This window comes from Kribbella sp. NPDC048915, from assembly GCF_040649595.1.
GTDB lineage: Bacteria > Actinomycetota > Actinomycetes > Propionibacteriales > Kribbellaceae > Kribbella.
This window is the reverse complement of sequence record NZ_JBEZFT010000127.1, coordinates 1-14915: the sequence shown is the minus strand read 5'-3', so window position 1 is coordinate 14915 and position 14915 is coordinate 1. Positions and strand designations below refer to the sequence as shown.

At 68.7% G+C, this 14915-nt stretch carries 15 protein-coding genes; 3 read left to right on the top strand and 12 right to left on the bottom strand.

Annotated features, from left to right (window positions below; genetic code table 11):
• Window positions 1-229: 229 nt before the first annotated feature.
• Window positions 230-1537 (bottom strand): MFS transporter, encoded by a 1308-nt coding sequence (locus AB0B82_RS34395; RefSeq protein ID WP_360178444.1) that lies wholly within the window; start codon window positions 1535-1537, stop codon window positions 230-232.
• Window positions 1538-1618: 81 nt separating this feature from the next.
• On the opposite strand from AB0B82_RS34395, the gene AB0B82_RS34390 reads away from it, so the two are divergent.
• Window positions 1619-2440 carry a phosphotransferase gene (locus AB0B82_RS34390; RefSeq protein WP_360178441.1) on the top strand — a complete coding sequence of 274 codons (822 nt, stop codon included), beginning with the start codon at window positions 1619-1621 and terminating at the stop codon, window positions 2438-2440.
• Between the two features lie 69 nt (window positions 2441-2509).
• On the opposite strand, the gene AB0B82_RS34385 is transcribed toward AB0B82_RS34390, so the two are convergent.
• From AB0B82_RS34385 to AB0B82_RS34340, 10 genes are all read right to left on the bottom strand, one after another.
• A complete protein-coding gene (locus tag AB0B82_RS34385; RefSeq protein ID WP_360178438.1) occupies window positions 2510-3565 on the bottom strand; it encodes a Gfo/Idh/MocA family oxidoreductase in 1056 nt (351 codons plus the stop codon).
• A gap of 1 nt (window position 3566) precedes the next feature.
• A complete protein-coding gene (locus AB0B82_RS34380) occupies window positions 3567-4412 on the bottom strand; it encodes a sugar phosphate isomerase/epimerase (RefSeq protein ID WP_360178435.1) in 846 nt (281 codons plus the stop codon).
• 86 nt (window positions 4413-4498) lie between these two features.
• Complete coding sequence (locus tag AB0B82_RS34375) at window positions 4499-5674, bottom strand: ROK family protein (RefSeq protein WP_360178432.1); 1176 nt, start codon at window positions 5672-5674, stop codon at window positions 4499-4501.
• A 347-nt stretch (window positions 5675-6021) separates the two neighbouring features.
• Entirely contained in the window at window positions 6022-6699 is a 678-nt protein-coding gene (gene yidC / locus AB0B82_RS34370; protein ID WP_360178429.1) for a membrane protein insertase YidC, read from the bottom strand.
• Between the two features lie 45 nt (window positions 6700-6744).
• Window positions 6745-6999 carry a DUF6412 domain-containing protein gene (locus tag AB0B82_RS34365; RefSeq protein ID WP_360178426.1) on the bottom strand — a complete coding sequence of 85 codons (255 nt, stop codon included), beginning with the start codon at window positions 6997-6999 and terminating at the stop codon, window positions 6745-6747.
• Window positions 7000-7003: 4 nt separating this feature from the next.
• Window positions 7004-8320: an RNA polymerase sigma factor gene (locus AB0B82_RS34360; RefSeq protein ID WP_360178423.1), complete on the bottom strand. Its 1317-nt coding sequence runs from the start codon at window positions 8318-8320 to the stop codon at window positions 7004-7006.
• Window positions 8321-8511: 191 nt separating this feature from the next.
• Window positions 8512-9132 carry an HhH-GPD-type base excision DNA repair protein gene (locus AB0B82_RS34355; protein ID WP_360178420.1) on the bottom strand — a complete coding sequence of 207 codons (621 nt, stop codon included), beginning with the start codon at window positions 9130-9132 and terminating at the stop codon, window positions 8512-8514.
• A 1-nt stretch (window position 9133) separates the two neighbouring features.
• Complete coding sequence (locus tag AB0B82_RS34350; protein WP_360178417.1) at window positions 9134-9547, bottom strand: universal stress protein; 414 nt, start codon at window positions 9545-9547, stop codon at window positions 9134-9136.
• A 337-nt stretch (window positions 9548-9884) separates the two neighbouring features.
• The gene (locus AB0B82_RS34345) at window positions 9885-11363 is read right to left on the bottom strand and encodes a glutamate--cysteine ligase (RefSeq protein ID WP_360178414.1); all 1479 of its coding nucleotides are present in this window, start codon (window positions 11361-11363) and stop codon (window positions 9885-9887) included.
• Between the two features lie 77 nt (window positions 11364-11440).
• Window positions 11441-12199, bottom strand: coding sequence for an MBL fold metallo-hydrolase (locus AB0B82_RS34340; RefSeq protein WP_360178411.1), 759 nt, complete (start codon window positions 12197-12199; stop codon window positions 11441-11443).
• 36 nt (window positions 12200-12235) lie between these two features.
• Here AB0B82_RS34340 and AB0B82_RS34335 point away from each other — a divergent pair, with 36 nt between their 5' ends.
• Together AB0B82_RS34335 and AB0B82_RS34330 are read left to right on the top strand one after the other, a co-directional pair.
• Complete coding sequence (locus AB0B82_RS34335) at window positions 12236-13603, top strand: DNA polymerase IV (RefSeq protein WP_360178408.1); 1368 nt, start codon at window positions 12236-12238, stop codon at window positions 13601-13603.
• 133 nt (window positions 13604-13736) lie between these two features.
• Window positions 13737-14258, top strand: a complete 522-nt coding sequence (locus AB0B82_RS34330; protein WP_360178405.1) for a hemerythrin domain-containing protein — start codon at window positions 13737-13739, stop codon at window positions 14256-14258.
• A 54-nt stretch (window positions 14259-14312) separates the two neighbouring features.
• Here AB0B82_RS34330 and AB0B82_RS34325 read toward each other — a convergent pair whose 3' ends face one another.
• Window positions 14313-14696, bottom strand: coding sequence for a YccF domain-containing protein (locus tag AB0B82_RS34325; RefSeq protein WP_360178402.1), 384 nt, complete (start codon window positions 14694-14696; stop codon window positions 14313-14315).
• Between the last annotated feature and the right edge of the window lie 219 nt (window positions 14697-14915).

Here is a 14915-nt window from a genome sequence, read left to right as displayed (position 1 = left end):
TGCGCCGGCCCGGGCCCGCACCGTGGGTTCACCCATCGTGTTGTGGGTTCCGTACCCGTATGAAGGGTGAGGAACCCACAACAGCGTGGGTGAACCCACCGTCGGTGCATCCACTGGGTGGACACCGATGATCTGATTGGGGCTGACGCCCACCCGGGGTGGGTGGGCGGCGGGTGGAGCCCGACCACATCGTCGGTCGCGCGGTCGGCTCTATCGCGCCTCCACGCACTCAGCGGGCGGGTAGCGGTTCGGCTTTGCCTACGACGAAGGCGTAGGTGAGGGCTCCGACCACGGCGACTGCGCCCGCCAGCGCGAACGACGGCAAGTACGAACCGTCGTACATGTCCAGCAGCAGGCCGAAGACGTACGGGCTGATGATGCCGGCGATGTTCGACGCGAAGTTCTGGATGCCGCCGATCGACGCGACGTGCCGGGACGACGGTGCGACATCGCCCGGGAGCGACCAGATGCCCGTGGCCGCGATCGCCAGGCTCGCGTACGAGATGGCCAGGAACAGCAGCGCGACGTACACCGATTTCGCGGGTGCCGCGAACACGATCGCGGCGCCGCCGAGCAGGCCGCCGACCATGACGGTCTTGCGGACGCGCGTGACGTCGGCGCCGGCGCGGATGCGGCGGTCGGCGGCGACACCGGCGATCCAGCCGCCGGCGATCGCGGTGATGCCGGGAAGCGTGCCGAGGGTGCCGAGCGCGGCGAGGTCGAGGCCGCGGGCGTCCTTCAGGTAGGACGGGAACCAGGTGAGGAAGAAGTAGATGACGAAGTTCAGGCAGAAGAAGCCGAGCATCATCCCGCGGATCGTGCGGTACTTGAACAGGTCCCGCCAGCGCACCTGCACCGCGTCCTCGTCGTCGTTGTCCTCGATCCGCGCGCCGTTCTCCGCGATGTACGCGCGCTCCTCGGCGTTCGCGTGCCGGTGCTCCATCGGATCGCGGTAGTACCAGTACCAGACGCCGGCGAGCATGATGCCGAGGACGCCGAGCACCACGAACGAGAAATGCCAGCTCACGAGCGCGATCAATGCGGTGACGACCGGCAACGAGAGCACCGTGCCGACCCGCGAGCCGGAGTCGATCACCGCGGTCGCGAACGCCCGCTCGTGCTGCGGGAACCAGCGCGACGCGGCCTTGGTCGCACTCGGGTACGCCGGTGCCTCACCTGCGCCGAGCGCGAACCGGAACGCGAACAGCGACCAGAACCCGCGCGCGAGCGGAGTCAGCGCGGTCACGACACTCCACCACAACGCGGCGACCGTGAACGCCTTCCGCGACCCCACCTTGTCGGCGAACCACCCCGCCGCCAGCATCGCCCCGTCGTACGCCCAGAAGAACGCGCCGAGGATCAGCCCCTTCTCGGCGTTGCTCAACTCGAGGTGCAGGTCGTCCTCGATGAACGGCAACGCAACGCTGAGGTTTGCGCGGTCCAGGTAATTCAGTGAGAGTCCGACGAACGCGAGCCCTAGGATCAGGTACCTCGTCCGGCTCGCTCCGGGTGGAGCCTTGACAGTGGTGGCGGTCACACACAGCCTCCGATCGATAGCGGATCGTGGCACGCTACCCCGGAGCTCAACTTTGTGCAGACAAGCGTTTCAGTGTGTGGAATGAGGGGCGTAGTGATCGAGGACGGTGTGGAGATCCCGCTGCTCGGCGGCGATGTGACCGAGGGACTGGTGCGCGTCGGCGACACCGTTCGGCGGCCGACCGACGAGCGGTCCGACTTCGTCCGCGACCTGCTGCAGTACCTGGAGAAGGTGGGATTCGAGGGCGCGCCGCGCTTCCTCGGCGTGGATTCGGCCGGCCGACAGGCGCTCACGTACGTCGAGGGCGAGGTCGCCGGACGCCCGCGGCCGCCCTGGATCGCTGACGAGGAGCGGATGATCTCGGTTGCGCGACTGCTGCGCGAATACCACGAAGCGGTCGAGGGATTCGGCGTACCGGACACCGTCCCCGCGCCGATCGAACCGCCGGGGCTGCCCGCCTTGAACGACCCGCCGGAACTGATCGGGCATCAGGACATCACCCCGGAGAACGTGATCTTCCGGGACGGCCGCGCGTACGCCCTGATCGACTTCGACCTGGCCCGCCCGGCGAGCCGGGCCCGCGAGTTCGTGAACCTCGCGCTGTGGTGGGGCCCGCTCAACGACGACGCCGATCTCGACCCCGCGTTCCGCGGCGTCGATCGGCCGCGCCGGTGCCGGATCCTGGCCGACACCTACGGTCTCGCCGACGCGGACCGCATCCGGATCGTCGACCTGGCGATCGCGCTCGGCGACCGCGCCTGGCACTCGATGAAGTACCGCGCCGAAACCCTCGGCGGCGGCTGGCAACGCATGTGGACCGAAGGCGTCGGCGACACCATCCGCCGCCGCCAGTCCTGGCTCGAGGCCAACGCCCGCACCCTCACCGCCGCCCTCTGCGGCTGACCCGTGGTCAGCCGCAGGTCAGTCCGAGAATGGTTGCCCGAGGCCCCCGCCTCGGGCAACCGGTCCGGATCAGCGAGTGATTTTGACCTCGGCGTTGCGGTTGGCGGACTCGTAGATGGCGGAGAGCATGCGGGCCATCTCGAGGCCTTGCTGGGCGGTGGCGTCGGCCGGGATCTCGCCGCGGCAAATCCGCAGGAAGTGGTCGATCTGATTGGCGAATCCGACCCGGAAGTCGAAGCCGAGCGAGTCGATCTGCGGCTGGACGTGCAGCAGCGTGTCGTGCCGTTCGGTCACCATCAGCAGCTCCGGCTCGATCTCCGCGCCGCCCTTGTCGCCGTGGATCCGGATGCTCAACTCGTTGCGGGCGTGCAGCGAGTACGACGTGTCGACGTCGAGGACCGCGCCGTTGTCGAAGCGGATCTGCGCGGTCGCGTAGTCCTCGACCGTGTTCGGGCGGGCCGCCGACGCAGCCTTGTACCGGGTCAGGTTCTGGATGTTGTCCCGGGCGCCCAGCGGCGCGAACGTCGCGCCGGTCGCGGACACCGGCTTCGGCATCCCCATCAGGTACCAGCACAGGTCGATGATGTGCACGCCGAGGTCGATCAGCGGGCCGCCGCCGGACAATTCGACATCACCGAACCAGCCGCCCGGGTTGCCGGCCGTCCGCAGCAGCGTCGCGCGCGCGGCGTAGATGTTGCCGAACTCCCCCTCGTCGAGGAACCGCTTCGCCACCAGCGCGTTCGGCGCGTACCGGCGTACATAACCGATCTGCAGCGCCTTGCCGGTTTCCTCGACCGCCTTTACCAGCGCCTCGGCCTCGGGAACCGTCACGGTCATCGGCTTCTCGACCAGCACGTGCTTGCCGGCCCGCAGCGCCGCCTCGGCGATCGGGGCATGCAGGGTGTTCGGTACGCACACGCTGACCGCGTCGATGCCGGGGTCCGAGAAGATCTCCTCGGCGTCGCCGGTCACCCGCTCCACGCCGAACTGCTCGGCCCGCGCCTTCGCGCGCTCCACGTCCACGTCGCACACGGCGACGAGCTCGGCCTGGTCGTTCTTCTGGTACGCGCTCAGGTGCTCGCCCGCGATCGAGCCCAGCCCGATCACTGCAATTCGCGTCGTCATCTCAGGCGTTGCCTTCCGTCAGTCGAAGGATGTTGGCCAGTGAGCGCTCGATGGCAGGCAGCGGCGCCTCCATACCCTCGAACTCCAGGCTCACCGGTACGTCGGGTTTCGTCGCGACCAGCGCCAGCAGACCGGGCAGGTCCACGTCGCCGTGTCCGGCGACGGTGCCGAGCAGGTAGTCGCCGGCCAGCGTCTTCAGCCAGCCGTCACCCGCCGCCCGGCGAATGTGGAAGTCCTTGACACCGATCGACGCCGCGACGTCGATCAGGTCGGACGCGGTCTTGCCCGGCACCTCACCGACGCACAAGCCGTTGCCGAGGTCGAGCGTGACGCGGAAGTTCGGGCGGTCGACGGCGTGGACGAGACGGGCGAGCCGCTCACCGCCGTTCATGAAGAAGCCGTGGTTCTCGATCGTCGACGTGATGCCCAGACCGGCCGCGTGATCGGCGACCGCGCGGCAACCCTCGACCACCTTCGCGAACGTCGACTCGAACTCACCGGGATCCTGCTCGCGCCATGCCCACGGCGCGACATCGTGCCGGAACACGGTCGCGCCGAACGCGTGCGCGATGTCCAGCTGCCGGCGCAGCCGGTCGATCTCCTGGGTGTCCGCGGTGCGCAGGTCGCCGCTGACCAGGTAGTTCACGATCGGTACGCCGATCTCGTCGGAGTGCTTGGCCGCGTCGCGGACGACCGCCTCGTTCTCCAGGTAGTACTCCCCGTCCATGGCGGCGACCTCGATGTGCCCGGCCGGCGAGGCCGCGACCCAGTCGAGGACCCCGATCAGGTCCATCTCGCCGCTCGTCATGAGCTGGCGGAAGCAGTACGAACTGACTCCGAGCTTCACTTGGTGGTCCTCTCCAGAATGCGTCAGGGGTGGTGATGCGTGCGGGGTGGTGCAGGGAGGTGGTGCAGGGGTCAGGGTTCGAAGGGTCAGGGGGTGGTGATGTGGGTCCAGGGGCTCGGGTAGTCCTGGACGCCGTAGATGGTCGAGCTGTACCGGTCGAACGCGTTGCCGACCGCCCCGAGGACCACGGCCTCGCGCCCGAGTGCGGACGCGACGAACGGTGGACGCTCGGGGAAAATCAGTTCCTTCTCGACCGCGGCCGCGAGCGGACGGAGCAGCGCGGCGCTGCCCTCCGCCGTACCGCCGCGGACAACCACGACCTCGGGGTCGACGACAAGTAGTACGGTCGCGATCCGGCCGGCGATCTGTGCGCAGAAGTCCTCGAGCTCGGCCTGCGCGTCGGCGTCACCCGCAGCGGCTGCGCTCAGCACTTCCGCGCTGGTCGGTCGCGACGACCAGACCAGCTGTCCACGCTGTGCGTTGCGGGTCCAGCGCATACCGCGCTGCGCACCGAGCTCACCGGCGAGCCGGTGGCGACCCTGGCGGATCACGCCGTTCAGCACGATCGACACCGACAGCCGATGCCCGATCTGCAGGTAGACGACATCGGAGTGCCCGCGCCCCGCGCCGCCGCGCTGCTCCGCGAGCGCGGCCAGCTTGATGTCGTTGTCCACGACGACCGGCCGGTCGAGATCCTTCGCCAGCAGCTCCGCGACAGGCAGACCCACCAGGTCGGGCATCGCCAAGCTTGCCCGCAACTGCCCGTCCGCCTCGACCACACCAGGCAGTCCCACCCCAACCGCCCGCAGACGCCCAAGGTCCAACGAGCCGGCCGCGACCTCCAGCGCCCGCCGAATCAACCCCAGCCCGTCCCGCCCACTCCCTGCGCCTCCAACTCTGCCGCTTCGGGCGCGGCCGTTCGGGGCGAGTTCGGCGTACCCTAGGCGGCGGCCGGAAAGGTCGCACACGATGGCGCGGGCTCCTCGAGGGCCGAGGTCGAGTCCTGCGACGAGGCCGGCTTCGCGGACGAACCGGAAGGCGCGGGCAGGGCGTCCGGGGCCGGCGATCGTCGCGCTGGTGGGTTCGACCAGACCGGCGTCGCTGAGGTCGTCGAGTACAGCGTGCACGGTGGGTCGGGACAGACCGGTGCCGGAACTGATCATGCCGACGGTGCTTGCGACGTCGGCCTCGGCCAGGAACCGGAGACACGCGACCTGATTGGCCGCCCGCTCCGCCTGAGCGGCTCCGCGCGCTATGTCCATCGACCCCAACCCATTATGGAACCGGCTTTAATAAAGACGGTAACAGAATGCGCGCCGCAGCGGCAAGGGATTTCCGTACGGCGCCTTGTGACTGTGAACGCCCCACGCGAAGGCGAGGGAGCTCACGAAAGGCGAGGTAGTCGACGAGGATGCCCTGGCGACCACGGAGGCTTTCTCGACGTAGGAGGGTTTTGCCCTCGCAGCGGGGCAAAACCCTCCTACGACACGGCGGGAACTCTCCTTGGAGGGTCTTCGCCACGTCGCGTCACCCCCAAGCGGACCGGCATGCCGAGCCGAGCCGAGCCGCCGGGGTGCAGCGGCAGGATGGCTGGCCAGGTGGTGCGGGATCAGCGCTGGAGGATTGTTCGTTCGGCGATGGTCCAGGTGGTTGTGGTGAGGAGGTACAGGCCGGCGGCCAGGGGGAGGAAGGCGGCCGTGGCCAGGGTGGTGAACGGGAGCACCTGGGCGAGGCGTCGGGACAGGATCGGCGCGGACGGGTCCAGTTGACGGAGCTGGAGCCGGACCGAGAACCACGCCACGACAGCGAGTAGCGCGGCGATCACGAGGTACGCCGGGGTGCCGGCCACGATCGGCCAATGCGCGCCGAGCGGCGATCCGAGCAGGCTGCCGCTGATCAACTGGTTGGACTCCCCCGCGACGACGCTCCGTGAGAACAGCGTGTACATCAGCCAGAAGAACGGCGCCTGCGCGAGAAGGGGCAGGAATCCGGCGAACATCGTGGTTCCGGTCTCCGCGTGCAGCTTTGCGACTTCACGCTGCAGGCGCTCCGGGTTGCCGCGGTGCCGTTCGGTGAGCAGTTTGAGTTGCGGCATCAGTTCGGTGCGGGCCCGCAGGCCGCGGTACGCGCGCACACTGAGCGGGACGAGACAAAGCCGTACGACGAGAGTGCACACCACGATCGCGACGACCGCGGCGTACGCACCGGCGAACGGCTGCAGGACGGAGACGAGGGACGTGAGCAAGTGATAGGCACCGGAGACCGGTGCCTCCAGGAAAGAAGGCACAGCAGAACTCCACGAGTGGGTAGGAACAGGTAGCGAGGTGGAGCGCTACCGTCCCGGAGCTCGTGGACGTGGCCGGCCGGCCGCGCCGGGATCGCGCAGCCGCAGGAAGACGGTCTCCTCGGTGCGCTGCCGAACCGAACTGGCACGCACCAGCACCGGCACCGCGGTCGGCGCGGACGCCCGCGCCACCACGGCCAGTGCCAACAGCAAGGCCGCCGCCGTCAGAACGGCAGCGGCCAATGACGCCGTGTCGAGCACAGGGATCACCGACGCGAGCACGCCGGCGATCCACTGCGTCATGACATCAGTCCAGGTAGTCCCGGAGGACCTGGGAGCGCGACGGGTGGCGCAGCTTCGACATGGTCTTGGACTCGATCTGGCGGATCCGCTCGCGGGTCACGCCGTACACCTTGCCGATCTCGTCGAGAGTCTTCGGCTGGCCGTCGGTCAGGCCGAAGCGCATCGACACCACGCCGGCCTCACGCTCGGACAGGGTGTCCAGGACCGCGTGCAGCTGCTCCTGCAGCAGCGTGAACGAGACCGCCTCGGCCGGCACGATCGCCTCGGAGTCCTCGATCAGATCACCGAACTCGGAGTCGCCGTCCTCACCGAGCGGCGTGTGCAGCGAGATCGGCTCGCGGCCGTACTTCTGCACCTCGATGACCTTCTCCGGGGTCATGTCGAGCTCCTTGGCGAGCTCTTCCGGAGTGGGCTCCCGGCCGAGGTCCTGCAGCATCTGCCGCTGGACGCGGGCCAACTTGTTGATGACCTCGACCATGTGCACCGGGATCCGGATGGTGCGGGCCTGGTCGGCCATCGCGCGGGTGATCGCCTGCCGGATCCACCAGGTGGCGTACGTCGAGAACTTGTAACCCTTGGTGTAGTCGAACTTCTCGACCGCGCGGATCAGACCGAGGTTGCCCTCCTGGATCAGGTCCAGGAAGAGCATGCCGCGACCGGTGTACCGCTTGGCCAACGACACCACCAGGCGCAGGTTGGCCTCGAGCAGGTGGTTCTTGGCCCGGCGGCCGTCCTCGGAGATCCAGTCGTACTCCTCGCGGACCTTGTCCTTGAGCTTGGCGCTCTCGTCGGCCAGCTGCTCCTCCGCGAACAGCCCGGCCTCGATCCGCTTCGCGAGCTCGACCTCCTGCTCGGCGTTCAGCAGGGGGACCTTGCCGATCTGCTTCAGGTAGTCCTTGACCGGGTCCGCGGTGGCCCCGGCGACCATCACCTGCTGCTCGGGCTCGTCGGTCTCGTCGGCCTCGGAGACCACGAAGCCCTCGTCCTCGGTGAGCTCCTTCTCCAGCCCTTTCACCGCGTCCGGCTGGAAGTCCGCCTCGTCCACCTCGTCGAGGGCGCGCGGCTTGCCGGTCTTCGGGTCGATCGACAGACCGGCCTCGGACACTGCCTTCTTCGCCGGAGCCTTCTTGGCAGCGGCCTTCTTCGCGGGGATACCGTCCTCCTTGGTGCCGGCGGGCTTCACCGCCGCCTTCTTCGCGGCCGCCTTCTTGGCAGCGGCATCGGTCACTCGGGCGCTGGTCCTCGGAGCGGTGCTCCGGGCCGTGGCGGCCACGGCCCGGGCCGTCTCGGCGGGAAGTTTCTCGGACGAGCTGGACGACACGAATTACCTCTCGTCTGACGCAGGGTTTGTACGACGGTACGACGTTGTGTTGCTGAGTCTTGGGGTACTGCTGTTCGCGGCTGCTCGCTGGTCAGGCGGCGGCAACAGTACATTGTAATCCGCGGACCAAGCCCAGGCGTCGCACGACCCCCCGGCCGGCCGCATTTCCGGTCCGTCGTCCGGCGCCGCCGTCACCCGTTGCGCGTCTGCCGCAGCGGCCTGCTCACGACCGGTCGCCGAACCAGCTGCTGCTGTTGCTTGAACTGCCGCACCTTCACCAGGGATGCGACGTCGATGACATCGGCGACCGACTTGTACGCGCCGTCCTCGCCGTACGGCTCGGAGGCCTCGCGCCAACCGCGCGGCCGCACCTTCAGTTGCTTGCCGAGCAGCGCGACGAAGATCTTCGCCTTTTGCGCGCCGAACCCGGGCAGGGCGGACAGCCGGGCGAGCAGGTCGTCCCCGGACTTCACGTCGGCCCACAGCCCGGAGGCGTTGCCGCCGTAGTGGTCGTCCAGGTGCTTGGCCAGAGTCTGAATCCGGGCGGCCATCGCGGTCGGGAACCGGTGTACGGCGGGCGGCCCGGCCACCACCTCGACGAACGCGTCCGGGTCGTAGTGCGCCACTGTGGGCGGATCGAAGGGGCCGTTCATCCGTTTGGCGATCGCGACCGGGCCGGCGAACGCCCGTTCCATCGGGATCTGCTGGTCGAGGAGCATCCCGACCAGCAGGGCGAACGGATCCCTGCTCAGCATCTCGTCGGCGTCGGGCTGCTGCGCAAGGCACAACTTCCTGCTACGTGTCGAGGTCACCTCAGTCCTCCCCTTCCTCGGCCTTCACGGCCAGCACCGGACACGGAGCGTCGAGCAGCACCCGTTGGGCATTGCTGCCGAGGATGAGCTTGCCGACCGGGGATCGACGCCGAAGGCCGATCACGATGAACTCCGCGTGCACCTGCTCGGCGACGGCCACCAGGTCCTCCGCCGGGTCCAGGCCACGGACCAGTTGCCGCACCTCGTACGGCACGCCGGTCGAGTCGAGCTGCTCCCGAACCTCCGTCAGCGCGGCATCACTCGCCGCAGCCTCGTCGTTGTCGAAGCTCCGCCCACCTCGGTGCGAGTTCACCACCACCAGCTTGGCGTCCCGCAGCGTCGCCTCCTCCGCTGCGCGCCGAAGGGCCGCACGGCCTTCCGCCTTCGGCACATAACCCACGACGATGGTCGTCATCGCCCTGCCTCACCTCCGGGTGTGTGTCGACCCGTCTCGAACGATACTGCTCCCGACCGTGGTCGGCATCCGCTGCCTCGGCACCTGTTGTGTCGCACCGGTGACGGAGGGCTGCCGGTGCCCAGGTACTACCCGCGGTGGGCCCGCCTAACCTTCCGGTGGCCACACCTTTGCAGGGCTGTCACCGAAAGCGCCACCCCTGTAGTCCGGGTCGTTATCGAACTCGCCCGGGAAATCGCCGATCCCGTTGCCCAGGGCAAGATCGGGCTACCGTACGGCGGTCCGCGTCTTGTCCTACGTTGTCGTCGGCACGCACGGCACCACGAACCGGTTCAGTTCAGTCGATCGGCCACTCGTGCACCGGCGTGTTGTCGTGCATGTGCGCGCGATACCGCCCGAGCATCTCGCGCAACGCGTCCCGGCGGCCGTGCGAACCCCTTGTATACAAGCGGTGGAACTCGTCGGCCTGCCACGACGCGCCGTTGCGTTCGGTGAGGCAGCGCTGCTCGATGATCCCGAGCAGCCGGTCCCGGACGGCGACGTCGACACCCCAGGCGTCCAGGCCGCGAACCGCCAACGGCAGCAGGCGTCTCAGCACGAGTTCGGTCGCCCGGACCGTGCCGACACCCGGCCAGAACACCTCGGCCTCGATGCCGTGCCGCGCGGCGGTGTGGAAGTTCTCCTCGGCCGCGCTGAACGACATCTGCGACCAGATCGGCCGCTCGTCATCGGCCAGTGCACGGACCAGTCCGAAATAGAAGGCGCCGTTGGCGATCGTGTCGACCACGGTCGGCCCGGCCGGCAGGACACGATTCTCCACGCGCAAATGCGGTTTCTCCCGGACAACGTCGTACACCGGGCGGTTCCAGCGATAGATCGTCCCGTTGTGCAGCCGCAATTCCGAAAGGGCCGGGGTGTCACCGCGGTCCAGGACGGCGATCGGGTCCTCGTCGGAGGTGACCGGCAGCAGCGCCGGGTAGTAGCGCGCGTTCTCCTCGAACAGGTCGAAGATCGAGGTGATCCAGCGCTCGCCGAACCACACCCGCGGACGCACGCCCTGGGCCTTGAGTTCGTGTGTCCTGGTGTCCGCGGCCTGTTCGAACAACGCGATCCGGGTCTCGCGGAGCAGCTCCTTGCCGAACAGGAACGGCGAGTTCGCCCCGATCGCGAGCTGGACGCCGGAGATCGCCTGGGCCGCGTTCCAGTACCGCGGGAACGCCTCGGGCGTGACCTGCAGGTGGAACTGTGTCGACGTACAGGCGGCCTCCGGGACGATGCTGTCCGCGGTCACCTGCAGCCGCTCGACACCGTCGACCGAGATCTGCACGTCCTCGCCGCGGGCGGCGAAGATCTGGTCGTTGAGCAGCGCGTACCGCGGGTTGGTGCTGAGCGCCTCGCGGTGGATGTGTTCGGTGAGCAGCGTCGGCAGGATCCCGACGACCACCATCGACGACCCGGTCCGGGCCGCCTTGTCCTCGGCAGCGTTCAGGCTGTCGCGGATGTTCGACTCCATCTCGTCGAGTCCGAGCCCGTCGATCTGCCCGGGCGGCACGTTGATCTCGATGTTGAACTGCCCGAGCTCGGTCTGGAACGCGTCGTCCTCGATCGCGCTCAGTACCTCGGCGTTCTTCATCGCCGGGTCGGACCGCTCGTCGACCAGGTTCAGCTCGATCTCGATGCCGGTCATCGGGCGCTCCGGGGCGAACCGGTTCTCCCGCAGCATCCGCGCGAAGGCGTCCAGGTTGCGGTGCACCTGCTCGCGGAACGCGGTCCGGTCCGCCCGGGTGAACTCGACCCGGTCGACTTCCTCACCCATCAGCGCCTCCCCTGCTGGCTCCTGTGCTCAGTGTGCCCGAAGGTGCCCCGCCGCGGGCGGATCATTCGCGTCGCGGTTCACACCGGGTACACGACGAAGTCGTCCCGGACGATCCGGACCGGCTCGTCGCCGGCCGCGGCCAGCACCTCGGCGAGCTCGGTCAGTACGGCGGGACGCAGCTGGAGGACGTGTTCACCCCGATGCCGGTCGGCCCCCATCTCGTAGTCGCGGCCCGGCTCACTCGTCATCTCGATGTGTGCACCCAGGATCCAGTCCACCGGATTGCCCGCGGCAACGAAGTCGGCCAGCCGCCGGACGCTGGTCCGGTACGCCGCCCAGTCCTTTACGTACAATCGACCGGGGTACAGCGAATCGCCGGTGAACAGCAGCCGCGTCGCCCGGTCGTACAGCGCGATGTCCGCGCCCTGATGTCCCGGAATCGGGACCACGTCGACGCTCCGCTCCCCCAGGTCGATCGTGCCCCGCCCCTCCGGCCAGTCGATCCCGAAGTACGCCGAGACGTCCTCGGGCGAACGTCCGACGACCGCGTCGAACTCCTCGTCGCCGCCGACGTGGTCACTGTGCCCGTGGGTGTGCGCGACCACGAGCTCGCGATCACCCGCGAGCTCCTCGATCAGTCCACGCAGCGGCGCGTGCCCGGTCCCGGTGTCGAGCAGCAGTGCGCGGTCGGTGCCGAGCAGCAGATAGAGGAACGGCCCCTCGAAGTTGGTCCGCAACGACTGCCGGACGATCGCCGTGCGGTCGTCGTACCAATGGATCTGGTGAGTGGGAGTGGACGGATCCGTACCGTCGTCCCAGTGCGCAGGAAAGCTCATCCGGCAATTGTCGGTGCTGCCGGGGACACTGGGTGGGTGCGAAACGATCCTTCGGTGCTGCATGTCGACCTGGACGCGTTCTTCGCGGCCGTCGAGCAGCGGGACAAGCCGTCGCTGCGGGGCAAGCCCGTGGTGGTCGGCGGGATCGGTGTGCGCGGAGTCGTGTCCACCGCGTCGTACGAGGCGCGGAAGTACGGCGTCCGCTCGGCGATGTCGACGGCCGAGGCGCGCTCGCGCTGCCCGCACGCGGCGTACCTGAGTCCGCGGTTCGAGGTGTACCGGCAGACCAGTCAGGCGGTGATGGCCGAAATGCGGGCGCTGTCGCCGCTGGTCGAGCCGCTGTCGCTGGACGAGGCATTCATCGACCTGGCGGCGAGCGGACTGAGCGGTCTGACGGTGGACGACGTGGAGGCCATCGCCAACGACCTGAAGGCGGCGATCCGCAAGGTCAGCGGCGGGCTCACCGCCTCGGTCGGCGCGGGGACGTCGAAGCTGATCGCGAAGATCGCCAGTGACCTCGACAAACCCGACGGCGTGGTCGTCGTCCCTCCCGGCACCGAGGCCGAGTTCCTCGCGCCGATGCAGGTCACCGTGATTCCTGGTGTCGGTCCGGCGACGGCGCAGCGGCTGAGCATGGCCGGTGTCCGCACGGTCGCCGACCTTCAGCAACTCGACGAGGACGAGCTGATCCGGCAGGTCGGGTCGGCGCACGGGTCGAGCCTGCACCGGCTCGCGGTCGCGGCCGACGACCGGCCCGTGGTGAGCGACCGGGAGACGAAGTCGGTCAGCGTCGAGGACACCTTCGAGACCGACATCATCGACCGGGCGCTGCTGACCGCGATCAGCGACCGGATGGCGCACCGGGTGGCCGAGCGGTTGCAGAAGGCGCAGCTGTCCGGCCGGACTGTCACGGTCAAGACACGGATGCACGACTTCACCACGCACACCCGCTCCTCCACGCTGGCCGGGCCGACCGACGACCCACGGGTGATCGCCCGGGTCGCGCGCCGGCTGCTCGAGGAGAGCGACATCGGCGGCGGCATCCGGTTGCTCGGCGTCGGCGTCTCGTCACTCGCCGACTGGATCCAGGACGACTTGTTCACCGACGACGAGCACGCCGAGGACCCGATCGAGCTCGTCGACGTACCGACCCGGCAGCGTGACCAGGCCGGGTTCCATGCCGGGCAGGACGTGCAGCATCCCGATTACGGCCGCGGCTGGGTCTGGGGGTCGGGGCTGGGACGCGTGACGGTCCGGTTCGAGACCGCGGACACCCCGCCCGGCCCGGTCCGGACCTTCACCGTCGACGACCCGGCGTTGACAAAGATCAGTCACACCCCGAGCACCGACAGTTCCCCGGTAGCGAACCAGCTCGGCCCCGCAGACGGACCGACAGGCAGCTGACGCAGCCATCAGCAGGCGATCGTCGTCGAGCAGTACGACGTGCGAGGCGCGGACTCGGGCGGCGGATCAGAGCTGTCGGCATGCGGGCGGGTTATCGGGGTACCTGCAGGCCATCCGAGAAAGGAGACAACGGATGCCGAAGATCCTTCCGGCAGCAGGTGGTGACGTGGTCGAGATCATCCTGGCCGACCATCGCTGGTTCGAGGAGGCGTTGCGCGAACTGCGGGACGTCCGCAGCGACCGGGCCGCGGTCCTCGCCGACCTGGCCACTGTCCTGATCGCGCACGCCGAGGCCGAGGAGTCGAAGGTCTACCCCGCGTTGCGGCGCAAGGACGCGATCGACGCCGAGGAGGTCGAACACTCCGAGCACGAGCACGACGAGGGGAACGAGGCGTTGCTCGCGTTGATGGAGGTCGACGACACCGCGAGCGAGGAGTTCAGCGAGAAGCTGCACGAGCTGTCCGAGGCGCTCAGCCACCACCTCGACGAGGAGGAGCGCGACGTCCTGAACCCGGCGCGCACCGACGTTCCCGAGGAGGTCCGCCGCAAACTCGGCGACGACTTCGCCGAGGAACGCGCCCGCCTGATCGACTCCGGCTGCGGCACCGTCAGCAACGTTCGCAAACTCGTCGCGGCCGCCGACCAGAAGCAGTAGCGCGTCAGCGCTCAGTGCACGCGCCACCGGATCCGAGCACCGTGACCGACCTCGTCAGATGAAGCTGCCGGTCGGGACGATGTCCTTGCCGAGCGGGACGAGCGAGACCGGGATCAGCTTGAAGTTCGCGACGCCGAGCGGGATGCCGACGATGGTCAGGCACAGCGCGATGCCGGTGGTCAGGTGACCGAGCGCGAGCCACCAGCCCGCGACCAGGATCCAGATCAGGTTGCCGATCAGCGCACCGGCGCCGGCACTGCGCTTGTCGACGATCGTCCGGCCGAACGGCCACAGCGCGTACCCCGCGATCCGGAATGCGGCGATGCCGAACGGGATCGTGACGATCAGCACGCAACAGATGATCCCGGCGATCGCGTACCCGACCGCTAGCCAGAACCCGGCCAGCACCAGCCAGATCACGTTCAGCAGCGTCTTCATGTTCCCAGCCTGCCACCTGGCCGGACCGCTACCGCACTCCTTCAGCGACAAGCCGGGGTTCGCTCCGGGACCAGTCCTGGCTTCCCCTGACGACAGATCAGTACTCGTCGGCAAATCAGTACTCGTCGACCTGCGCGGGGACCTGCCGCCAGGGGGTGTGGCCAGAAGATTCTGCTGCCGCCATCGTCTGCGTCCTTCGTCACGTCCTGCTTGCCCGGA